This window comes from Streptomyces sp. CG4 (assembly GCF_041080655.1).
GTDB lineage: Bacteria > Actinomycetota > Actinomycetes > Streptomycetales > Streptomycetaceae > Streptomyces.
Genome location: NZ_CP163525.1, coordinates 1,342,349 through 1,364,402 on the forward strand (window position 1 = coordinate 1,342,349; position 22,054 = coordinate 1,364,402).

General features: G+C 73.8%; 15 protein-coding genes. 7 read left to right on the forward strand and 8 right to left on the reverse strand.

Annotated features, from left to right (window positions below):
• Window positions 1-24 precede the first annotated feature (24 nt).
• The 4 genes from AB5L52_RS06155 to AB5L52_RS06170 form a co-directional block, all read right to left on the reverse strand.
• Window positions 25-498 (reverse strand): hypothetical protein, encoded by a 474-nt coding sequence (locus AB5L52_RS06155; RefSeq protein WP_369362894.1) that lies wholly within the window; start codon window positions 496-498, stop codon window positions 25-27.
• A 324-nt stretch (window positions 499-822) separates the two neighbouring features.
• Window positions 823-2,355 (reverse strand): FAD-dependent oxidoreductase, encoded by a 1,533-nt coding sequence (locus tag AB5L52_RS06160; protein ID WP_369362895.1) that lies wholly within the window; start codon window positions 2,353-2,355, stop codon window positions 823-825.
• Between the two features lie 371 nt (window positions 2,356-2,726).
• Window positions 2,727-4,142 (reverse strand): FAD-dependent oxidoreductase, encoded by a 1,416-nt coding sequence (locus tag AB5L52_RS06165; protein WP_369362896.1) that lies wholly within the window; start codon window positions 4,140-4,142, stop codon window positions 2,727-2,729.
• Entirely contained in the window at window positions 4,139-5,569 is a 1,431-nt protein-coding gene (locus AB5L52_RS06170) for an FGGY family carbohydrate kinase (protein ID WP_369362897.1), read from the reverse strand. The genes AB5L52_RS06165 and AB5L52_RS06170 overlap by 4 nt, the downstream gene beginning before the upstream one ends.
• 313 nt (window positions 5,570-5,882) lie before the next feature.
• Between AB5L52_RS06170 and AB5L52_RS06175 the strand changes: the two genes are divergently transcribed.
• From AB5L52_RS06175 to AB5L52_RS06200, 6 genes are all read left to right on the forward strand, one after another.
• Window positions 5,883-6,869 (forward strand): hypothetical protein, encoded by a 987-nt coding sequence (locus AB5L52_RS06175; protein ID WP_351765732.1) that lies wholly within the window; start codon window positions 5,883-5,885, stop codon window positions 6,867-6,869.
• A 101-nt stretch (window positions 6,870-6,970) separates the two neighbouring features.
• Entirely contained in the window at window positions 6,971-8,503 is a 1,533-nt protein-coding gene (locus AB5L52_RS06180; protein ID WP_351022893.1) for an amino acid permease, read from the forward strand.
• Window positions 8,504-8,685: 182 nt separating this feature from the next.
• The gene (locus AB5L52_RS06185; protein WP_369362898.1) at window positions 8,686-9,771 is read left to right on the forward strand and encodes a mechanosensitive ion channel family protein; all 1,086 of its coding nucleotides are present in this window, start codon (window positions 8,686-8,688) and stop codon (window positions 9,769-9,771) included.
• Window positions 9,772-10,468: 697 nt separating this feature from the next.
• Window positions 10,469-12,688: an NADP-dependent isocitrate dehydrogenase gene (locus AB5L52_RS06190; RefSeq protein WP_369362899.1), complete on the forward strand. Its 2,220-nt coding sequence runs from the start codon at window positions 10,469-10,471 to the stop codon at window positions 12,686-12,688.
• A gap of 172 nt (window positions 12,689-12,860) precedes the next feature.
• Window positions 12,861-13,655, forward strand: a complete 795-nt coding sequence (locus AB5L52_RS06195; RefSeq protein ID WP_369362900.1) for an N-formylglutamate amidohydrolase — start codon at window positions 12,861-12,863, stop codon at window positions 13,653-13,655.
• Window positions 13,656-13,741: 86 nt separating this feature from the next.
• Complete coding sequence (locus AB5L52_RS06200) at window positions 13,742-14,980, forward strand: cytochrome P450 (protein WP_369362901.1); 1,239 nt, start codon at window positions 13,742-13,744, stop codon at window positions 14,978-14,980.
• Between the two features lie 6 nt (window positions 14,981-14,986).
• Here AB5L52_RS06200 and AB5L52_RS06205 read toward each other — a convergent pair whose 3' ends face one another.
• Genes AB5L52_RS06205 through AB5L52_RS06215 form a run of 3 tightly spaced genes read right to left on the reverse strand, consistent with a single transcriptional unit; the run spans window position 14,987 to window position 17,534 of the window.
• Window positions 14,987-15,472 carry a hypothetical protein gene (locus AB5L52_RS06205; RefSeq protein WP_351022906.1) on the reverse strand — a complete coding sequence of 162 codons (486 nt, stop codon included), beginning with the start codon at window positions 15,470-15,472 and terminating at the stop codon, window positions 14,987-14,989.
• On the reverse strand, window positions 15,469-16,107 hold the full coding sequence (locus AB5L52_RS06210) for a sigma-70 family RNA polymerase sigma factor (protein WP_351568125.1): 639 nt from the start codon (window positions 16,105-16,107) through the stop codon (window positions 15,469-15,471). The genes AB5L52_RS06205 and AB5L52_RS06210 overlap by 4 nt, the downstream gene beginning before the upstream one ends.
• On the reverse strand, window positions 16,104-17,534 hold the full coding sequence (locus tag AB5L52_RS06215; protein WP_351022910.1) for a S8/S53 family peptidase: 1,431 nt from the start codon (window positions 17,532-17,534) through the stop codon (window positions 16,104-16,106). Before AB5L52_RS06215 ends, AB5L52_RS06210 begins: the two co-directional genes overlap by 4 nt.
• 77 nt (window positions 17,535-17,611) lie before the next feature.
• Here AB5L52_RS06215 and AB5L52_RS06220 point away from each other — a divergent pair, with 77 nt between their 5' ends.
• Window positions 17,612-20,224 carry a CHAT domain-containing protein gene (locus AB5L52_RS06220; RefSeq protein ID WP_351022911.1) on the forward strand — a complete coding sequence of 871 codons (2,613 nt, stop codon included), beginning with the start codon at window positions 17,612-17,614 and terminating at the stop codon, window positions 20,222-20,224.
• Between the two features lie 62 nt (window positions 20,225-20,286).
• Here the strand turns inward: AB5L52_RS06220 and AB5L52_RS06225 are convergent, their stop codons facing one another.
• Window positions 20,287-22,017, reverse strand: coding sequence for a LuxR C-terminal-related transcriptional regulator (locus AB5L52_RS06225; protein ID WP_369362902.1), 1,731 nt, complete (start codon window positions 22,015-22,017; stop codon window positions 20,287-20,289).
• Window positions 22,018-22,054 lie beyond the last annotated feature (37 nt).

The following is a 22,054-nucleotide window of genomic DNA, read 5'->3' on the forward strand; positions in this document are numbered from 1 at the left end:
GGGTCTCCGGGCCGGGGAAAGCCCTCAGGGCCACACCACTTCGCCGTCCCGCACCACCAGGGGCTCGAACCGGTCCGACTCGTAGAATCTGGTCCAGCCCAGCTGGACCGCGTCGGCGGCGACACGGTGCCGGTCGTCCGCCTTCGTGGCCAGCCAACCGAGCAGTTCACCGGTGCGGTCGAACGCGTCGGGGTGGATCTCCTGTCTGACGGTCAGCGCCCAGGTGCCGTGACGGACGTCCTCGGGCCGCACCAACACCGAGACCAGCGCGCCGCCCGCCTTCCATGCCTCGCCCTTCTCGCCCAGCAGGGGCACGGGATCGTCCACGGTGACGGGCTCGCCGTGCTCGTCCTCCACGACGACCGGGAACGCGGGCACGATGCGCAGCCTCTCCGGCCGGGGGCCCAGCCCGAGATGCCAGCGCAGCTCGGCGAGCTCTCCGTCCGAGAGCGCCTCGCGCAGGTTCAGCGCCAGGGAGAGTTCGTAGATGTCTGCCATGGCGGCAAGCTATCGCCCCGGTACGACAGTCCCGCCGGCCGCCCGGTACGAGGCCGTGGGCGGCATGCCGCGCCGCCCCTCGCCCACACCCCGGCCGGCACCGCCCAGCCGCGGTCCCGGCTGCGTCCGTACACGGAGCCGTACCTCACCCGGTACGCGGTCGACCAGCTGGCCCGCTCCGTCGTCACGCACGCGTCCAAGGCGAATCCCCAAGGGTGGCAAGGTAGTTGTGTCATCACGGATTACATCGCCGCCGCCATGCGCGCACGTCCGCGTGACACAGGATCAGATCGTAGAGCCGGGGGCCCTGACGAGTCGGTCCGCTCAGCCCACACTCACCCGGACCTCGCCGCCGTGTGGGTCGACGTGCACCGTCCAGCCTGCGGTGAGGGTCAGGGGGCGGTTCGGCAGCGCGGTGCCGAGGCGCGGGCGCTCGCTGTGCAGGAGGCGGCCGTCCTGGTGGACCCGGAGGAGCGGGCGGGTGAGCGGGGCGCCGGTGCGCAGGACGTAACGGTCGGGCGAGCCGTGCGCAGTGACGCGGTTCGGGGCGATCCAGCGCAGCGGGGCCTCGGCGGCGAGCGGAAGTCCGGGGTCCGGCCAAGGCCCGCCCGCCAGGAAGTCCAGGACGGCACCGGCCACCCGGGCGCCCTCACCGGCCGCGGTGCCGGCACGCTCGACGGCGTGCAGGACGTTTCCGGCGGCGAAGACTCCCGGGCGCGAGGTGTGCAGGGTGCCGTCGACGGCCGGGCCGCGGGTGCCGGGGTCCAGGGCGAGGCCGCCGCGCCGGGCGAGTTCGTGGTCCGGGACGAAGTCGCCGGTGAACACGACGGTGTCGCAGGCCAGTACGGCCGTACGGCCCTCGCGGTGCCGGACGCGGACCCCGGACAGGCGTCCCCTACCGAGGAGTTCGCAGACCGTGGTGTCCGTGAGGAGGGGCGTGCCGTGGCGCAGCCGGGCCGACCGGGCGCGGACCCGGCCGGTCTGGGCCCACGGGTGTTCCGTGACCAGCGCGACGACCTCCGCGCCGGCCGTGCGCAGGGTGGCGGCCGCCGTGTAGGAGACGTCCTCGGCGCCGACGACGACCGCGCGGGTGCCGATGTGCTGCCCGAACAGGTGGACCGCCTGCTGGAGTTCACCGGTGGTGTAGACACCGTCGGGGCGGGTGCCGGGCACCAGCCGAGCGGTGCGGGGGCGTTCCCGGGCACCGGTGGCCAGGACGACGGCCCGCGCCTCGATCGTCTCCGGCCCGCCGGGACCGACGGCGGTGAGCACAGGACGGGCACCGGGACCGACAGGGACCGGGCCGGCCGACGCGCACTCCGTTCCCTTCCACCCCGCCGGACGGAAACCGGGACCGGACGGGACCGCGCTCACCGAACCACCAGGGTCCGCTCCCTTCCACCCTTCCGGACGGGAATCGACGCCGGACGAAACCGCGCTCACCGAACCACCAGCGTCCGCTCCCTTCCGCACCGCTGGGCGGGTCCCGGCGGCCGCCGGGTGCGCGGCGTCCGTTCCCGCCTCGGGCACCTCCGCCTCCGCCGGATCCGGGCTCGTGCCCGTCTCCGCCCAGTCGAGAACCGTCGTCCCGGTCCGGATGACGGCGCCGGCCCGCTCGGCGGCCTCCGTCAGCAGACGGGCGTACCGCGGGCCGGTCAACGGGCGGGTCCAGGTGCCGAAGCCGCCGTGCGCACAGTGCCGCGGAACTCCGCCGGGCTGCTGCTCCCGCTCCAGCACCTCCACCCGCCCGACCCCTGCGGCGGCCAGCCGCGCGGCGGCGACGAGCCCAGCAGGACCGGCACCGACGACGAGAACGTCCACCCGGCGCAAGTCCGCCCCGCCCAGCCCGGCACTCACCGGACCCCACCTGCCTCCATCACACCCGGCCCCATGTCCGCCACACCCACACCCTCCGCCCAGCACCACCACCAGCACGCCCGACAGCACCGACACCCACGACGAAAACACCGACCCAGCTGAAGCCCACCCCGCCCGACCCAGCACCCGCCGGACCCGGCCTCGTCCCCCTCACACTCGGCCTCGCGACCGTCATGCCCGCCTCCTCCGCCCGACACCGGCATCAGCGAGCCCGGCGGGGCCGATGCCGGCGCCGAGGACGCCGACGCGGTGCGCGGCCGCCCTGCCCGGCCCTGCACCCCTCACACCCGGCTCCACATCCGGCGCACCCAGCCCCACTCCCGTCGCGACCAGCCCCACTCCCGTTCCCGTCATGCCCGCCCCCTCTCCACCAGCTCCCGCACCGCCGCCCCGCAGTAGAAGCCCTGGCAGCGGCCTGCGCGGGCGCGGGTGCGGCGGCGTAGGCCTTCCACGGTGCGGGGCGGGATCGGGGAGGCGAGGGCGTCGCGGATCTCGCCGCGGGAGACCCGCTCGCAGTGGCAGACAAGCGTGCCGTACTCGGGGTCGGCGGCGATGAGTTCGGGGCGCTGGTACGGGCGCGGGAAGGCCTCGCCGAGGTTGGGCATGGTCACCGGCTCCGGCTCGCGCACCGGGCCGAGGCCGAGTCCGCCTGCGGCCAGCAGGCCGGTGACATGGGCGGCGATGGCCATCGAGGCGGTCAGGCCGGTGGAGCGGATGCCGCCGACGGTGACGTACGCCTGCCCAGGGTGGGCGGTGATGCGGTAGTCCTCCTGGCCCGTGGCCGCGCGCAACCCGGCGTAGACGGCGGTGACCTCCTCGTCGAGGAGGGCGGGGAGGATACGGCGGCCCTTGGCCCTGAGGCCGGCCAGGCCGTCGGTGGTGGATCCGGTGGCCCGCTTGTCGTCCAGGTCCTCCGCGGTGGGCCCGAGCAGGACGTTGCCGTAGACGGTGGGCGCGACCAGGACGCCCTTGCCCAGCGCGGTCGGGACGGGCAGGAGGATGTGCCGGACGAGCGGGCGGGCGAACTTGTCGTACACGAGGAGCTGGCCGCGGCGCGGGGTGACGGTGAAGTCCTCGTGGCCGAGCAGCCGGTCGACGGTGTCGGCGTGCAGTCCGGCCGCGTTGACCAGGTGGCGGGCCCGCAGGGGACCGCGGGAGGTGAGCATCCGGTGGCCGTCGGTCTCCCAACCAGCCTGAATGAGCCTGGTGTTGAGGTGCAGATCCACTCCGGCGCGGACCGCCTGGGTGGCGTACGCCAGGGTCGTCGTCCAGGGGCAGATGATGCTCTCGCCGGGTACGTGCAGCGCGCCGAGGGCTCCGGGGCCGAGGTGGGGTTCGCGGGCGTACAGCTCGGCGGGGCCCAGCAGGCGCGTCTCGTGGTGGTCGTTGCGCTCGGCCTTCTCGGCCAGCCGGGGCAGGGCGGCCAGTTGCTCCTCGTCCCAGGCGACCAGCAGGGCGCCGACGCGTTCGACAGGGATGCCGGACTCGGCCGCGTAGGCGCCGAGCCGCTCGTGGCCCTCGCGGACCAGCCGGGCCTCCAGGGTGCCGGGCGCCGCGTCGAAACCGGTGTGCAGGATCGCCGTGTTGGCCTTGGAGGTGCCCTGCCCGACGTCGTCCTGGGCCTCGACGAGGGCGACGCTCAGGCGGGGGTGCCGGGCGAGTTCGCGGGCGAGGGCGCAGCCGACGACGCCGGCGCCGACGATCACGACGTCGTACGTCCGGGTGGGCAGCGGGCCTTCCGCGGTGACGTTGGTGGTGACGGTCATGAGCCGAGCAGGGCGGCGACCGCGGTGCGGAAGCGGGCGCGGCGTTCGGCGGCCTGGTCGGCGGTGCTGCGGGGTTCGTACACGGCGGCGGGCTTCCAGTCGGGCAGGGCCTGGTCGATGCCGAGGCCAGGGTCCGCGCCGAGGCGGGCGAGGGCGGCGGCGCCGAGTGCGGTCGCATCGGGCAGCGCGGACACCTCGACCGGGCGTTGCAGCAGGTCGGCCTGGGTCTGCATGAGGAGTGCCGAGCGGGTCAGGCCGCCGTCGACGCGGAGCGTGTCCAGCGGGGCGCCGAGGTCGGCGGCCGCCGCGTCGGCGAGTTCGGCCACCTGGGCGGCGATGCCCTCGCACAGGGCGCGCACCAGGTGGCCGGGGCCGGTGTCGAGGCCGAGTCCGGTGAGCGAGCCGCGCACCTCGCCGCGCCACCAGGGGGCGGCGAGCCCGGCGAGGGCGGGCACGAAGGTGACGCCGCCGCTGTCGGGGACGGTGCCGCCGACCGGGTCGAGGTCGGCGGCGGAGGAGATGATCCCGAGGTCGGTGAGCCAGCGGACGGCGGAGGCAGCGGTGTAGACCTGGCCGTCCAGGCAGTAGCCGGTGCTTCCGGCGAGCCGCCAGGCCACGCAGCTGGCCAGGCCGGAGGTGCCGCGCCGGGGGCTCTCGCCGGTGTGCGCGAGCAGGAACGCGCCGGTGCCGTAGGTGCACTTGGCGGCGCCGGGTGCGGTGATGCGCTGGGCGAGCAGGGCCGCCTGCTGGTCGACGGCCAGACCGGTGAGCGGGATCTCCGGGCCGAACGCCGTTGTCGTGCCGATGGGCTGGGCGTTGTCGGTGACCTGCGGAAGCCGTTCGTCCGCCAGGCCGTACACCTCCAGCGCCCGCGACGACCACCGCGCGCGGTCCAGGTCGAGGAGCTGGGTACGGCCGGCGGTCGCGGCATCGGTGACGTAGGCGCCGGTGAGACGGTGGACCAGCCAGGCGTCGGAGGTGGTGACGACGCCCTCGCGGGTGCGGTGGCGGCGGATCCAGGCCATCTTGGGCGCGGCGAAGTACGGGTCGAGGGGCAGTCCGGTCAGCTGCCGCAGCTCCTCCGCATGCGGGGCCAGTTCGGCGCACACGGTCTCGGCGCGCCGATCCTGCCACACCAGCGCGTCGGTGAGCGGGCGGCCGTCGGCCGGGTCCCAGGCGAGGACGGTCTCGCCCTGGTTGGCCAGGCCCAGCGCGACGACGTCCACGCCGGCCGCGGCGAGCGCCTGACGGCCGGCGGCGACCACGGAGTCGTACAGCGCCGCCGGGTCCACCTCGACCAGTCCGCCGGGCAGATACCGGGGCCGGACCTCGGCGAAGCCGGAGCCCAGGACGCCGCGTTCCGGGCAGACCACGAGGGCCTTGGTGCCGGACGTGCCCTGATCGACGGCGAGCACCGGACCGGTCATCGCGCCTTCTCCCACTCCGCCACTCCGCCACTCCGCACGGAAGACTCCTGAGTCACCGGAGGCCACACCGCCACCGAAGATCACCGCGTCAGCCTGCCGCCGTGCCGCACCCGGCGTCAAGCACCTCCGGCGGCCACGGACCTCCAACTTGCCTGCATAAATGGTTGAGTTGACAACAATGGCACGGCGGAACCCGCCCCTCTATAGTGACCGCCGACCAGCGCGCCACCCCACATTCGCCGCCCACAGGAGTGCTGTTGCTACGCCACCCCGCCACACCGCCCGTGCGCCCGTGGCCCGGGGCCGCCGGCTGATGGCCAGAGAAGGACCCCGTCCCTCCTACGACCCCGCCGGCCCGGACCAGGCCCTGCGCGCCGCGCTCCAGGACCTGCGCACCGGCCGCTGGATGGCCATGCGCGCGCTGCTCGCGGAGACGGCGCCCGGGTGGCAGTGGACCCAGCGCACCCAGGTCCTCGCGGCGGCCGCGGCCGGCACCGACGTGGTGCGCGCCTGGCTCGCGGAGGACCCGGGCAGCGTCCATGCCGCGGTGATGCACGCACGGGTCGGTGTGGAGCGGGCGCTGCGGGCGCAGCGGGACAAGCATCTGCGCACCCATGAACTGTGGATCGAGGCCTGGGACGCCGCCCAGTCCGCCACCCGGATCGCCCCGAAGGACCCGGTGCCCTGGGTGTGTCTGCTGGCGCTGGCCCAGCTGGATCCCGAGCAGCGCTGGGCGGAGCACCGGGAGGCCGCGCCCGAGGCGTTGCTGCCGCCCGGCCCCTGGGGGCTGCTGGCCGAGGCCGGCCGGCGTGACCCGTACAACCGCGAGGCCCACCACCGGATGCTCCAGTTCCTGTACGCGCGCGGCAGCTCGGGCCGGCTCGCGGAGGCCGCCGGCTACGCACAGTGGGCCGCCGGGCAGGCACCGCCCGGCTCCGCCCTGCATGTGCTGCCGCTGTACGTCCGGGTCGAGCGCTACCGGCGCGACAGCGGGCACGACGCGGCGCTCGACCTGCACTGGGTGGCGGAGGACGCGGCGCGCGAGGCGGAGCGCGCCCTGCGCTCCTGGTTCGAGCTCACCCAGCGCGCCGAGCGCTCCCTGCTGGACCTCAACCATCTGGCGCACGCCCTGTGGGGCTCGCTGCAGTTCCCCGACGCGGCGCGGGTGTTCGACGCCATCGGACCGTACTTCACACCCCCGCCCTGGATGTACCGCACGCCCGACCGGGGCCGTGCCGTGGAGGTCTTCACCCAGGCCCGGGAGCGCTGCCGGGCCGCCGCGGACGGCTCCCGCCCCTGACATACCCCTGACCTGCACATACCCCTGAGAAGTCCCTGAAGAGTTCCGAAGGTCCCTGAACGTGCCCTGTCCTCAAGCCCGTTGACCCGGAGGTCCCCCGCATGTCCCCCACCCCCGAGCCCTCGCCCGCCCCGGGCCTGCGCCAGCAGGACGAGGAGCGGCGGCTGCGCGAACTCGGCTACCGGCCGGTGCTGGCCCGCCGCATGGGCGGTTTCGGCAACTTCGCGATCAGCTTCTCGGTGATCTCGATCCTGTCCGGCTGCATGACCCTGTACGGCTTCGGCCTCAACACCGGCGGCCCGGCCGTGATGCTGTGGGGCTGGGCGGGCGTCGGCCTGTTCGTGCTGTGCGTAGGCCTGGCGCTCGCCGAGGTGACCAGTGCCTATCCGACCTCCGGCGCGCTGTACTACATGGCCGACCGGCTCGGCGGCCGCCGCTGGGGCTGGTACACCGGCTGGCTGAATCTGCTCGGTCTGCTCGGCGCGATCGCCGGCATCGACTACGGCGCCGCGCTGTTCACCGGCGCGTTCGCGAACCTCCAGTGGGGCTTCACGCCGACGCCCGGCAAGACCATGCTGATCTTCTGCGTCATCCTGCTGCTGCACGCGGTGCTGAACCTGTTCGGCGTGCGCCTGGTCAGCCTGCTCAACTCCATCAGCGTGTGGTGGCACCTGGCGGGCGTCGCGCTCATCGTCGGCGCGCTCGCGATCGTCCCCGACCACCATCGGTCGGCGTCCTTCGTGTTCACGAAGTTCGTCAACGAGACCGGCTGGCACAACCCGGTCTACGTGGCGGCCATCGGCCTGCTGCTCGCGCAGTACACCTTCTCCGGCTACGACGCCTCCGCCCACCTGTCGGAGGAGACCTCGCAGGCCTCGGTGTCCGCGGCGCGCGGCATCGTACGGTCCATCTGGGCGTCCTGGATCGCCGGCTTCGTCCTGCTCGCCGGACTGACCTTCGCCATCCAGAACTACGACGCCACGCGCAACACCGCCACGGGCGTGCCGCCCGCGCAGATCCTGCTCGACGGCCTCGGCACGGACGGCGCCAGCGCGCTGCTCCTCGTGGTGATCATCGCCCAGCTGTTCTGCGGCAACGCCGAGGTCGCCGCGGCCAGCCGGATGGTGTTCGCGTTCAGCCGGGACGGCGCGCTGCCCGGCTCGCACCTGTGGCGCACGGTGAGCAGCCGCACCCAGACTCCGGTCGCCGCCGTCTGGCTGGCCGTCGTCGTGGCGGGCGTCCTCGCCCTGCCGTCGCTGTACTCGGCTACGGCGTACAACGCGGTGACCGCCATCAACGTCATCGGCATCACCCCCGCCTACGCCATCCCGGTGCTGCTGCGGCTGCGCGCGGGCGACCGTTTCCAGCCGGGGCCCTGGCAGCTGGGCCGCTGGAGCAGGCCGATCGGCTGGATCGCGGTGATCTGGGTGGCCGGTGTGACCGTGCTGTTCTGTCTGCCGCAGGCCTCGCCGGTCACCGTCGACTCGATGAACTACGCCTCGGTGGCCCTCGCCGTCGTCCTGGTCCTCGCGACCATCTGGTGGTACGTCGCCCGCCGCGCGTACGGCACCCCCACCGCCGCCGCGTACGGCAGCGACCGCGACCAGGCCGAACTCGCGGAGGGCATCATCTGAGCCGGGCTGTCCGACGAGCGCCGGTCCGGGTGCGAACTGGTGTTCCGGATACGGCAGGATGAGCGATCGCGCCGGTCACGGGAGTTCCCCGGCCGGCGCGTTCGCACATCCCGCACATCGACAGGTGACCACGTGACGACACTGCACAACTCCGCAAGCGGCCCATGCCCCGGAGGTGACCGGTGAACCGCGCGCTGACCCTGGACGACCTCGTCCTCGCCGGTGTCTCGGTCGCGGCGGGCCTGCTGCTCGCCTTCCTGTCCCACACCCTGCTGCGCTGGCTGGCCAAGCACGCCAAGCGGACGAAGTGGAGCGGCGACGACGTCATCGTGGACGCGCTGCGCTCGGTCGTGCCGTGGGCGGCCATCGCGGGCGGCGCGGCGGCGGCAGCGGCCGTACTGCCGCTGACGCGTACGGTGCAGCACCACACCGACCAGTTCCTGGAGGTGTGGCTGATCCTGGTGGTGACGCTGTCCGCGGCCCGGGTGATCGCCGGTCTGGTCAGCACGGTCACCCAGTCCCGCTCGGGCGTGGCGGGCTCGGCGACCATCTTCGTCAACATCACCCGCGTGCTGGTCCTGGCGATCGGCTTCCTGGTCGTGCTCCAGACGCTCGGCATCTCCATCGCACCCTTGCTGACCGCCCTCGGCGTCGGCGGCCTGGCGGTGGCCCTCGCTCTCCAGGACACCCTCGCCAACCTCTTCGCGGGCATCCACATCCTGGCCTCCAAGACGGTCCAGCCCGGCGACTACATCCGGCTCAGCAGCGGCGAGGAGGGCTATGTCGTCGACATCAACTGGCGTCAGACGACGGTCCGCCAGCTCTCCAACAACCTGGTGGTCATCCCCAACGGCCAGCTCGCCAAGGCCAACATGACCAACTACACCCATCCCGAGCAGCGGTTGACGATCCCGGTGCAGGCCGGGGTGGGCTACGACGCCGACCTGGAGCACGTGGAGCGGGTGACGGCGGAGGTCGTCGCGGAGGTCATGCGGGAGGTCGAGGGCGCCGTCCCGGACCACGAGCCCGCCATCCGCTTCCACACCTTCGGCGACTCCCGGATCGGCTTCACGGTGATCCTCGGCGTCGGCGAGTTCAGCGACCAGTACCGCATCAAGCACGAGTTCATCAAGCGCCTCCATCGCCGCTACCGCCGGGAGGGCATCAGCATCCCGGCGCCCACCCGCACGGTGTCCCTGCAGCAGGCAGCGGTGGTGATTCCGCAGCAGCGGAGCGGGGAGGACATGGTCTCGGGGTCCGCCGAGTAGCCGGCCCGAGCGCGAGAGGGCGGGCGTGGCCGAGCCCGCCCACGCCCGCCCCGCCGGTCAGAGCGTCGCGGAGTTCTCGTGGCCGGCGGCCGCCGCGCCTGCCGTCCGGGGTGGGCACCCAGGCCGTGTGCGGGAGGGTGCGGCGCGGGTCGGCGGAGTAGGAGACACAGACGGTCGCGGCCGCGGCCGCCGGGAGCGGCCGGGCGGGGGTGATCCAGAGCTTCTCGTCCGCCTGCTCCCAGCCGGCGGGCGGCCGCAGACGGACACGGAGTGGATGTCCAGGCCGAGCGCGTCGAGCGAGAGGCGGGTCAGCTCCCGGGTGGTGGGGATCCTCAGGGTGGCGGTGGAGTCCACCAGCCGGCTCCGCTCGCGCGGGGGGGGACCCCATCGCGTCGCCGCCCTCCTCCGCCTTGCAGCTGGACGCACCAGCCCCCGCTCACCTGTGCCGATCAGGCACCGTCACTCTCCCGCGACCTGATCCGCCGGACAGGCCCTGGGCGGCCGGCTGGTCGGTCCGGCCGCCGGTCGGTGGGGGATCACCCGTGGTCGGCGGGTGATCGCTTGTCATGACCACTGGAGGCGGGTGTCCGGTCGTACCGGCGCGGCGGCATTTCGGGCCGGGACCCCTGTCGAGCGGATCCCGATCACGAGATATCTTGATGTCGAGCAATGTTGCAGACGTGGAGCGGAGCACCCGGTGACTGACTCGACCATCATCTACACCTACACAGACGAGGCCCCGGCCCTGGCGACGCATTCGTTCCTGCCGGTGATCCAGGCGTACGCCTCGCAGGCCGGTGTGCCCGTGACGACCCGGGACATCTCGCTGGCCGGACGCATCATCGCCCACTTCCCCGAGTACCTGAACGAGGACCAGCGCATCCCGGACGCGCTGGCCGAGCTGGGTGACCTGGCCAAGACTCCCGAGGCCAACATCGTCAAGCTGCCGAACATCTCGGCGTCCATCCCGCAGCTGCGTGCCGCCGTCGCCGAGCTGCAGGGCAAGGGCTACGCGCTGCCGGACTACCCGGACGACCCGAAGACCGACGAGGAGCGCGAGATCCGCGCCCGCTACGACAAGGTCAAGGGCTCCGCCGTCAACCCGGTCCTGCGTGAGGGCAACTCCGACCGCCGTGCCCCGGCGTCGGTGAAGAACTACGCCAAGACCCACCCGCACCGCATGGGCGCCTGGAGCGCCGGGTCCAAGACCAACGTGGCGACGATGGGCGAGAACGACTTCCGCTCCACCGAGAAGTCCGTCGTCATCGCCGAGGACGGCGCGCTGCGGATCGAGCTGGTCGGCGCGGACGGCACCACCACCGTCCTGAAGGAGTCCGTACCGGTCCTCAAGGACGAGGTCGTAGACGCGTCCGTCCTGCACGTCGCCGAGCTCGAGACGTTCCTCGCCGCGCAGGTCGCCCGCGCCAAGCAGGAGGGCGTGCTGTTCTCCGTGCACCTGAAGGCCACGATGATGAAGGTCTCCGACCCGATCATCTTCGGTCACGTGGTGCGCGCCTTCTTCCCGAAGACGTTCGCCCGGTACGGCGAGTCCCTCAAGGCGGCCGGCCTCACCCCGAACGACGGCCTCGGCGGCATCCTCAAGGGCCTGGAGAACCTGCCCGAGGGCGCCGAGATCAAGGCCTCCTTCGACGCCGAGCTGGCCGAAGGCCCGGAGCTGGCCATGGTCGACTCCGACAAGGGCATCACCAACCTGCACGTCCCGTCGGACGTCATCGTCGACGCCTCCATGCCGGCGATGATCCGCACCTCCGGCCACATGTGGGGCCCGGACGGCCAGGAGGCCGACACCCTCGCCGTCCTCCCGGACTCCTCCTACGCCGGTGTCTACCAGGCCGTCATCGACGACTGCCGGGCCAACGGCGCCTACGACCCGTCCACCATGGGCTCGGTCCCGAACGTCGGCCTGATGGCGCAGAAGGCCGAGGAGTACGGCTCCCACGACAAGACCTTCGAGGTCGCCACGGCCGGCACGGTCCGCCTGGTCGACACCGCGGGCAACGTGCTGATCGAGCAGCCGGTCGCCGCCGGTGACATCTTCCGCGCCTGCCAGACCAAGGACGCCCCGATCCGCGACTGGGTCAAGCTGGCCGTCACCCGCGCCCGCGCCACCGGCGACCCGGCGGTCTTCTGGCTGGACGAGAACCGCGCCCACGACGCGCAGCTGATCGCGAAGGTCGAGCAGTACCTGCCGGAGCACGACACCGAGGGTCTGGACATCCGTGTCCTGTCCCCGGTCGAGGCCACCAAGCTGTCGGTGGAGCGCATCCGCCGCGGCGAGGACACCATCTCGGTGACCGGCAACGTCCTGCGTGACTACCTGACCGACCTGTTCCCGATCCTGGAGCTGGGCACCAGCGCCAAGATGCTGTCGGTCGTCCCGCTGATGGCGGGCGGCGGCCTGTTCGAGACGGGCGCCGGCGGCTCCGCGCCGAAGCACGTCCAGCAGCTGGTCAAGGAGAACTACCTGCGCTGGGACTCCCTCGGCGAGTTCTTCGCCCTGGTGCCGTCCTTCGAGCAGTACGCCGAGGCCACCGGCAACGCCGGCGCCAAGGTCCTCGCCGACACCCTCGACCGCGCCACGGCGACCTTCCTCAACGAGGACAAGTCCCCGACCCGGCGCGTCGGCGGCATCGACAACCGCGGCAGCCACTTCTACCTGTCCCTGTACTGGGCGCAGGAGCTGGCCAAGCAGACCGACGACGCGGACCTGGCCAAGGCCTTCGCGCCGCTCGCCGAGGCCCTCGCCGCGAACGAGCAGAAGATCGTGGAGGAGCTGCTCGCGGTCCAGGGCTCCCCGGCCGACATCGGCGGCTACTACCAGGTCGACCAGGCCAAGGCGGACGCGGTCATGCGCCCGTCGGCCACCTGGAACGAGGCGCTGGCGTCCCTGCGCTAGTACCCGCGGCGTTTGCGCCGTCGTACTGAACTCCGCCCCGGCCGGTGACCCCCGACCGGGGCGGAGCCGTCTGTGCGGCAAGTGGGGCTTCCGGTACGGGACTTGAACAGCCGATGCGGACGGGGCCGCCGATGTGACACCTTGCCCCTGACACCGACCCCTTGGAGCAGCCGTGCCCACCCCGTCGTCCCCCTCGTACGCACTCCTCCCCGGCGCCCCCGGGTCACCCGTGCTGCTGCACGTGCCGCACTCGGCGCGGGGGATTCCGCAGGACGTGCGCCGGGGGATCGTGCTGGACGACGGGGCGCTGGAGCGGGAGCTGGACCACATCACGGACGCGCACACCGCCGAGCTGGCCGAGCGGGCCGCCGCGCTGGCCGCCGTCCGGCCCTGGCGGTTCGTGAACCGGCTGTCCCGGCTGGTCGTGGACCCGGAGCGGTTCCCGGACGAGCGGGAGGAGATGGCGGCCGTCGGCATGGGCGCCGTATACACGCGGACCACGCACCGGGCCGAGCTGCGGCCCGCGGCCGGCGATCCGGAACCACTGCTGGACCGGTACTTCCGGCCGTACGCGCGGGCCATGACCGAGGCGGTCGCGGACCGGCTGGCAGCGGCCGGGCGGGCCGTGGTGATCGACGTGCACTCCTACCCGACAAAGCCGCTCCCTTACGAGCTGCACGGCGACGGCCCGCGCCCACCGGTGTGCCTGGGCACGGACCCCTTCCACGCCCCGCCGGAACTGACCGAGGCGGCCCGCAAGGCGTTCGCGGTCTGCGGGGAGACGGGACTGGACAGCCCCTTCGCCGGGACGTACGTGCCGCTGCAGTTCTACGGCACCGACGCCCGGGTCGGCGCCCTGATGGTGGAGATCCGGCGGGACACGTACATGACGGAGCCGGGCGGGGCGGCGGGGCCGGGGCTGGAGCGACTGGCACACGCGCTGGCCGAACTCGTCGACGCGGTCTGAAGCGCCCCGGAAGGGGCGCGGGGCCGTATCGACCACTCGGAGCACTACCGCAGGACAGCGAGCCAGGGGCATACCAGGGTGGTCGCATGACCGAGGAGAGCACGCTCACCAGGCAGGCCCCGCCCCCCGTACGGGACTGGACCACACCCGAGCTGGACGGAACGGACTTCGACCCGGTCCTCGCCGGCCTCATGCGCGAGGGCCCCCTGACCAGGATCCGGCTGCCGTTCGGCGAGGGCTGGGCGTGGCTGGCGACCCGCTACGACGACGTGAAGCTGATCACCAACGACCCGCGGTTCAGCCGTACCGAGGTGACCTGCCGTCAAGTCAGCCGCATGGCACCGAACTTCGCGCCCCGCCCCGGTTCGCTCGCCTGGGCCGACCAGCCCGACCACAACCGGCTGCGCAAGCCGGTCGCCGGTGCCTTCACGGTGAGCGCCATGAAGCGGCTGCGGCCCCGCGCCCAGGAGATCCTGGACGAGCTGGTGGACGGCGTCGTACGCGAGGGGCCGCCCGCCGATCTGATCGAACGGGTGCTGGAGCCGTTCCCGCTCAGCGTGGTCAGCGAGGTGATGGGCGTGCCGGCCGAGGACCGGGAGCAGGTGCACGCCTGGACCCGGGAGATCATCTCCACCAACGGCGTCGAGGCGGCCGGCCGGGCCAAGGACGGCCTGTACGGGTGGATCACGGCGACCATCCGCTCCCGGGCCGACAGCCCCGGCGACGACGTCTACTCGATGCTCGGCGAGGCCGTGGCGGACGGGGAGATCCGCGAGGAGGAGGCCGTGGGGCTGGCCGGCCCGCTGCAGATCGGCGGCGAGGCCGTCACGCACAACTGCGGGCAGATGCTGTATCTGATGCTGACCCGGCCGGAGCTGATGGAGCGGATGCGGGCGCGGCCCGAGGCGCGCGGCCCGGTGCTGGACGAGCTGTTCCGGTGGATCCCGCACCGCAGCTCGGTCGGGCTCGCCCGGATCGCACGGGAGGACGTGGACATCGCGGGCCACCGGATCGCGGCGGGCGAGCCGGTCTACGTCTCCTATCTCGCCGCCAACCGCGATCCGGCCGTCTTCCCGGACCCGGACCGCATTGACCCCGACCGTGATCCCAACCCGCACGTGGCGTTCGGCAACGGCCCGCATTTCTGCACCGGCACCGTGCTGGCCCGGCTGCAGACCGAGCTGCTGGTCGACACTCTGCTGGACCGGCTGCCGGGACTGCGGCTCGCCGTACCGGCCGAGCAGGTGCGGTGGCGGCACCGGACGATGATCCGCGGCCCGCGGACACTGCCCGTGACCTGGTCCGCCCGACCGGCCCGAGTCTGACCGGGGTCAGGTCCGCAGCCACTCGGTGACGATCACCTCCGCGCCGGTCCGCAGCCTGAGGGCGAACGGGCCGGCCGGCGGTGTGTCACTGGTGAAGCGGCCCAGCGTGTCGACCGTGACCCGGCGGGCGGTCTGCGGTCCGCCGAGCACCTCGATGCGCGCCGAATGCGGCGGCAGCACCTGGCCGATCAGCCCGTCCTCGGTGACCTCGACGTCGACGGTGACCTCGCCCGCGCGGAACGTCAGCATCCGCGGTGCGTCCGTCATGCCCCGCACCGGCAGCGCGTCCACGAGCGAGTCGAAGGTCAGCTCGGCGATCCGCGCGTCCAGGTCGTGCAAGGCGTAGGCGTCCAGCGCCAGTTGGCGCAGGGCGTCCGGCACCGGGTCGAGGACCGCGGCGGCCTGGCGCAGCTCCTCCTCCATGAGTCCGTCGGCCGCCGCGTCGTCCGCCGGGCCCTCCTCGGGCACTTCGTCGTCGCCGTAATCGCTCATGCCGCACCCCGTGCGTTCATCCGGGCCCGCAGCCGGCGCAGACAGCGCTGCCGCAGGGGTCCGATACTGCCGACCGCGATACCGAGCGCGGCCGAGACCTCCACATAGCTGGGCGGCGGGGAGGCCACCAGCACGCGCAGCAGCTGCCGGCAGCGCTCCCCCAGTCCGTCCAGCTCCTGCCACAGGCGGCGCATCCGCTCGGCCCGGTCCGCCGCCTCCTCCGAAGCGATGAACGACTCCTCCGGAGTCCGCTCCTCGCTCGCCCGGTCCAGCACCCGCGGATCGTCCGTCAGCGTCATCCGGGCCATCGCCTTGAGCACCTTCAGGCATTCGTTGCGGGCCGTACTGGCCAGCCACGCACCGGCCTTGTCGGGCTCGCGGATACGGCCCAGGTGCTGGGCGAAGCGGAACCACACGGTCTGGTAGACCTCGTGCCCGTCGGCCTCGGAGAGCCGGTGTGCGCGCACCACCGACCACACCAGCGGACTCATGCCTTCCACCAACGCCTTCCAGGCCGCGGCGTCTCCGTCGACGGCGGACTGGACCAGCGCGCCGACCTCTGTTCGGTCCACGGTTCCACCCCTCGTGTACGGCACGTCATCGTACGCCGTGGAGCGGAGCGTCCCCGACCTCATACGGGCACGGCCGGGTCGGCGACCGGCGCCGGGCGCCAGGTGGGCGGCCGGAGCACCGTGACCGGGGCCCCGCGCACCTCGGCGCGGTGCGTGGCCGACGCCAGCAGCCGGTCGCGGGCGGCACGCGGGTCGCGCTCCTGGTGCGCCGTCATCTGCGCGGCGACGAGGGCCGCGACGACCGGCGTGGCGAAGGAGGTGCCGCTCCACTGCGCGAGCCCGTCGAACATCACCTGGTGCGGCTTGGCGCCGGTGCTCTCCCGGCCCTCGCTCAGCACGCCGGTGTGGCGCGGGTACTGGCAGGTGCAGGAGTAGTCGAAGCCGAACCGGCAGTCGTCGTAGGTGGAGTGCTGGTAGATGTACGGCACGGGCGCGGCGAAGCCGGTGAGGGCGCTGGTGAGGCGCTCGCCCGGGGCGAAGACCCGCACCCAGGGGCCGTGGTTGCTGAAGCAGGCCTCGCTCTCGCCGTCCGCGCTCAGCGCGCCGACCGACACCACGCTGTCCGCGTACTCGGGCAGGCCGGCATAGGCGGCGGGCCAGAACTGCGCGTGGCTGGAGTTGTTGCCGGCGGCGGCCACCAACAGGGTGCGCTGCTCGCGCAGTTCCTCCATGAACGCCTCCAGGCCGATGAGCCCGTCGGTGCCCTCTGTGGTGGTGCCGGCCGAGAGGCTGATGATGTCGGGCCAGCCGCCCTCGTCGACCGCCTCGAAGAGCCGGGCGCCGAACTCGGACTCCAGGATCGCGCCCGCGTCGCTCAGGGTGTTCCGGACGGTCACGTCGGTGTTGGGCGCGACCGCGGCCAGGATCCCGGCGATGAACGTGCCGTGCCCGGCGTACTGACGCAGCACCCCGTCGGCGTCGGTCTCGGCCGGCTGGGCGTCGCCCGTGGTGTGCGCGAGCAGCGGGTAGTCACGGTGGTCGCGCACCAGGCCGGTGTCGACCACGAGGACCCGGGCGGCGCTGTCCGCGTCGTAACGGCCCTCGGCGGCGGCCGGGTTGGCGGGCTCGGTGCGTGGTACGGGCACCGGCTCGTCGCTCGGGCAGGCGTTGACCGCGATGTGCACGACGTGGTTGCGGGCGACCAGCCGGCGGCCCCGGCGGTCCTCGGCCTCGCGCAGGGCGCGCAGGGCGTGCGGGACGGTGTCGGTGCCCTCGGTGGGGTCACCGATCCGGATGCGGGTCACTCCGGTGCGGTTGGTGTGCGGGCCGTCCCGGCGCACATGGTCGGGGACGAGCCCCTCCGTCGCGGTGAAGTGGGCGCGCACGGTGTCCTCGACGATCCGGGCCTCCTCGCCGTCCCGGGCGAGCACGACGCCCTTCTCGTACAGGAAGTGCGCGGCGGCGTCGTCGTACGGGCCCAGCGCCAGGGCCGCATCGGGCATGGCCCGCTGGATGTGATCGAACTGCTCGCGGAAACGCTGTGGTGCCATGGTGTCTCCTCCCCCGACAAGACGGTGTTCGACAGTGAGAGTCGTGGGGCCACCGTCTGATACAGCAGGCCACTACCATGCGAGACGTGACAGCGGAAGGCGAGTCGGTTCTCGAACTGCTGCCCTTGGTGTTCGCCGACCCGGGCGAGGCCCGGGCACGCGCGGAACACGTGCTGCGGGCCGGGCCGCCGCCGCTGCCTGCCAGCGTCGCCCACCAGGTGCTCGGTATCTGGCAGCGGGACTTCGGTGACCTGCGGATCGCGCTGCGGCATCTGCGTCGCGCCCGGGACCTGGCTGCGCGCGCCGAGTCGGCCGACCGCGAGGCGGATGTGCTCGCGACGCTGGGGGTCGCACTGGTGCACGCGGGGCGCACTCGGCAGGGGCTCGCTTCCTTCGAGCGGGGAGTGGCACGGGGCAGCGGGCACACCCGGTCCCGGGTGCTGTACCGGCGGGCGTACGTGTGGTGGGTGCTGGGCCGGCACCGGGAGGCGCTGGAGGACGTACGCCGGGCGCTGCCCGTACTGCGCCAGCTCGGCGACGACATCTGGACCGCGCGGGCGCTGACCCTGCGGGCCACCGTCCATCTGGCGCTCGGCGCGGTGGACCGGGCGGTCGCGGACTTCACGGCGGCGGAGCGGCTGTGGGACACCACCGGCCAGGAGCACGACAAGGCCGACGCGGTGGAGAGCCGGGGCCTGGCCGCGTTCCGGTCCGGGGACATCCCGGCGGCGCTGCGGCTGCTGGACGAGGCCGAGGAGCGGTACGCGAAACTCGGTACGCCCACCTACATGCTGTCCATCCGGCGCTGCGAGGTGCTGATGGCGGCCGGGCTGGCCCCGGAGGCGCTCGCCGAGGCGGACGCGACGATCGCCCTGCTGGACCGGATCGGCGGGCAGTCCACCCGCAAGGCCGAACTGCTGCTGGCCGCCGCGCGTGCCGCCCGCTCGGCCGGGGACGCGCACACCGCGATAGCCCGCGCCGCCGTCGCCGTACGGCTGTTCGCCGCGCAGCGGCGGACCTGGTGGGAGACGCACGCCCGGCTGGTGCTGATCGAGGCGCGGGTGGCGGCCGGGCGCCGCTCGGGGCGGCTGGTCGCGGACGCGGCGGCGGTCGCCGGGAAGCTGGCCTCCTTCGGCTCGCCCGCCGCGCCGGAGGCGTCGCTGCTCGCGGGCCGGATCGCGCTGTCGCTGGGCTGGACGGCCGACGCGGAGCGGCACTTGGCGGTGGCCGCCCGCAGCCGGTACGGCGGACCGCCCCCGGCCCGGGTGACGGGCTGGGCGGCACAGGCGCTCCGGGCACGGGCGGCCGGGTCCCGGCGGGGTGTGCTGGAGGCCTGCCGGCGCGGCCTGGACGTGCTGGACGACCATCGGATGACACTCGGCGCCTCGGAGCTGCGGGCCCACGCCACCGCACAGGGCGCCGAACTGGCCGCGCTGGCCCAGGAGGTGAGCCTCGCCCACGGCACCCCGCGCCGGCTGCTGGAGTGGAGCGAGCGCTGGCGGGCGACCGTGCTGTCCGCGCCGCCCACCCGGCCGCCCGCCGACCCGGCGCTGCTGAGCGGCCTGACCGCCTACCGGGAGATCGCGGCCCGCGCCGAGGAGGCCCGGATGGAGGGGCGCCCGGTGCCCGCGCTGGAGCGCGAACAGCGGCGCCTGGAGCGGGAGATCCGCTCCCGCACCCACCACATCCGCGGGGCCGCCGCGCACGAGGGCGACCGCTTCGACGTGCCCCGGCTGCTGGACCGGCTCGGCGAGGCGCATCTGGTCGAACTCGCGGTGGTCGACGGACGGGTGCACGTCCTGCTGTGCGGCCGGGGCCGGGTACGGCGGTTCGCCGGCGGCCCGCTGGCCGAGGCGGTGGCCGAGGCCGAGTACGTGCAGGCCGGACTGCGCCGACTCGCCCACCCCGGCGCCGAGGCCCGGCTGCCGCTGGTGGAGGCGGCGGGTCTGCGGCTGCAGGAGCTGCTCCTGGGCGGTGCGGCGGCCCAGCTGGGCTCCGGCCCGGTGGTGATCGTGCCGCCGGGGGCGCTGCACCGGGTGCCGTGGGCGCTGCTGCCCGCGCTGCGGGACCGGGTGCTCAGCGTGTCGCCGTCGGCGGGCAGCTGGCTGCGCGCCCACGAGACCGGGCCGCCCCCGGGCGGCCGGCAGCTGCTGGTCCGTGGCCCCGGCCTCGCCACCGGCGGCGCGGAGGTGCCCGAACTGGCCGACCGCTACGGCACGGCGACGGTCCTGGAGGGCGACGAGGCCCAGGTCCCTCGCGTCCTGGAACACCTCGACGGCGCGGCCCTCGCGCATCTCGCGGCCCACGGCACGTTCCGCGCGGACAGCCCCCTCTTCTCGGCCCTCCGTATGGCCGACGGCCCGCTGATCGTGCACGACTTCGAACGGCTCACCCGCAGCCCGTACCGCATCATCCTCTCCAGCTGCGACACCGCCCGCCTCGCCTCCGTCGGCGCCGACGAACTCCTCGGCCTGGTCACCGCGTTGCTGCCGCTGGGCACGGCCGGGGTGGTGGCGAGCAGCGCCCCGGTCAACGACGCGGCGGTGGTCCCTCTGATGCTCGCCCTCCACAAGGGCCTCGACGCGGGCCTCACCCTGGCCGAGTCCCTCCGCGACGCCCGCGCCGCCTTGCCCGAGGACCCGGTCCACCAGGCAACGGGGTGGGCGTTCGCGGCGTTCGGGGCGGCGTGAGTACGGTGCCCTTGTGACGGGCGGCGAGTGAACGAGGGGCGGCAACAGGCACCAAGCAGGCGCTAAGCCGACTCGCACTCCGGCAACTCCACCAGCCAGGGCAACGCTGCCCGGTCCCCCGTACCGAGCCGCGCATAGGCGCTGTAGAGATGATTCCCCACCGTCCGCACGGACAAGGTCAGCCGCTCGGCGATCTCCCGATTGCTGAGCCCCGCCGCGGCGAGCGTCACGATCTGCCGCTGCCGAGCGGTCAGTTCACCGAGGACAAGTCCCGCCAACGCCGGCGTGCGCGCGCCCTGGCACCGCCGTGCGAGCGCCACCGCCCGGGTACGGGAGACCCGCACCGCCTGCGGATCCCGGTGCGCCCGCACGGCCTGCGCCCGCGCCTCCGCCGCGAACAGCGAGAAGCCGCGTTCCTCCAGATCCTCGGCCGCCCGGTCCAGCCCGGCCCCGTCCCCCCGTGCCAGCGCGTCCGCGTGCCGCGCGAACACACTGCCCGCGGGCAGCCGCCCAGCGACCCGCTCGGGTTCACCGAGGCGTACGGCGTCGTAGCCGGAGTAGACATCACCGCCCGCCTCCTCACCCAACTCACCTTGGGCGAGGCGGAGTTCCGCACGGCAGCCCGCATGACCGGGGGCACCCCGCAACCCCTCCCGAGCCCAGGCGGCGGCGTCCCGTACCTCGCCGCGCAGCCGCGCGAACCGGGCGCGGACCGCGGCATACCCGGCAGGCAGCCCGGCGCCCTCCGCGACCAGCCACTCCCCCACGGGTGTGGGCAGCACCCGGACGTCCAGCTGCTCGATCCGCCGTACCAGGGCCAGCCGTTCGGCCTCCAGGGCCGGTCCGTGGTCGCGGGGCGCACCGGCCAGCCGGCGGGCCCGCAGCCGCCCCGCCGTGGCCCGCAGGACCGCCCCGTGCAGGGGATGCGCAAGAGTGACGGCGCCGCCCCGGTCGTCGACGTGGATCAGACCGTCCGTCTCCAGCCGCTCCAGGACCTCCAGATCGAGGTCGTCCAGCGACAGCGACAACGGCAGCGGCTCGGCGAACGCGAGCCGCTCCAGCGTGTCCAGTTCGCCGGAGCCGGAGCGTTCCAGCAGCGGCGCCACCCGCTCCCGTACGGCCGCGGTGACCGGCAGCGCCCCCCGCCAGGCCCGCTCCCCCGTACCGGCAACGGACGTCAGCCGCCCGGCCGGGCCGAGGGCGGCGACCACGTCGCGCAGCAGCCGCAGATCGCCCCGGCACATCCGGTGCAGGCGGCGCACGGTGAGCGGTTCCAGCCCGGCGGTGGCGAGCAGGTGGGCGATGTCCTCGCAGGGCAGGGGTGCGAGGGCCAGCCGGGGCAGCAGTTCCCCGGTCCACAGCCGGGACACGGCGCCGGGCGCGGGTTCCGCGTCCACCGCGGCCACGACGAGCCGGGTGCGGCCGTGCACGGCGAGCTGGTGGACGAGCGCGGCGGAGGCCTCGTCCAGGAGATGGGCGTCGTCCACGACGAGGAGCCGTACGCCGGACAGGATCCGCACCGCGCGGTGCAGGGAGACGGTGTCGGGCAGCAGGTGCGCGAAGGCCGCGAGGGGCAGGCCACGGGCCTCGGGCGTCCCGGTCACCAGGACGTGCTCCGTACCCCGGACCGCCTCGGTGATCAGCCGGGTCTTGCCGTGGCCGGCCGGTCCGGTGACCACGATGCCGGGCCGGCCGGCGGCCGACGCCGCGCGCACCAGCTCCAGTTCGTCGTCCCGGCCGGTGAACGGCCAGGGCAGTTCGAGCGTCTTGGCGTCCTGTTCGTAAGTCCTCACATGATGCAGAGGGCGTGTACTCAGTTTTGATACAGGG

Bases quoted from the DNA above. Each gene is read 5' to 3' on its own strand.
- AB5L52_RS06215 (WP_351022910.1), bottom strand. From the start codon at position 17,534: ATGGCACCACAGCGTTTCCGCGAGCAGTTCGATCACATCCAGCGGGCC.
- AB5L52_RS06175 (WP_351765732.1), top strand. From the start codon at position 5,883: ATGGCCAGAGAAGGACCCCGTCCCTCCTACGACCCCGCCGGCCCGGAC.
- AB5L52_RS06205 (WP_351022906.1), bottom strand. From the start codon at position 15,472: ATGAGCGATTACGGCGACGACGAAGTGCCCGAGGAGGGCCCGGCGGAC.
- AB5L52_RS06155 (WP_369362894.1), bottom strand. From the start codon at position 498: ATGGCAGACATCTACGAACTCTCCCTGGCGCTGAACCTGCGCGAGGCG.
- AB5L52_RS06200 (WP_369362901.1), top strand. From the start codon at position 13,742: ATGACCGAGGAGAGCACGCTCACCAGGCAGGCCCCGCCCCCCGTACGG.
- AB5L52_RS06180 (WP_351022893.1), top strand. From the start codon at position 6,971: ATGTCCCCCACCCCCGAGCCCTCGCCCGCCCCGGGCCTGCGCCAGCAG.
- AB5L52_RS06165 (WP_369362896.1), bottom strand. From the start codon at position 4,142: ATGACCGTCACCACCAACGTCACCGCGGAAGGCCCGCTGCCCACCCGG.
- AB5L52_RS06170 (WP_369362897.1), bottom strand. From the start codon at position 5,569: ATGACCGGTCCGGTGCTCGCCGTCGATCAGGGCACGTCCGGCACCAAG.
- AB5L52_RS06210 (WP_351568125.1), bottom strand. From the start codon at position 16,107: ATGAGGTCGGGGACGCTCCGCTCCACGGCGTACGATGACGTGCCGTAC.
- AB5L52_RS06220 (WP_351022911.1), top strand. From the start codon at position 17,612: ATGCGAGACGTGACAGCGGAAGGCGAGTCGGTTCTCGAACTGCTGCCC.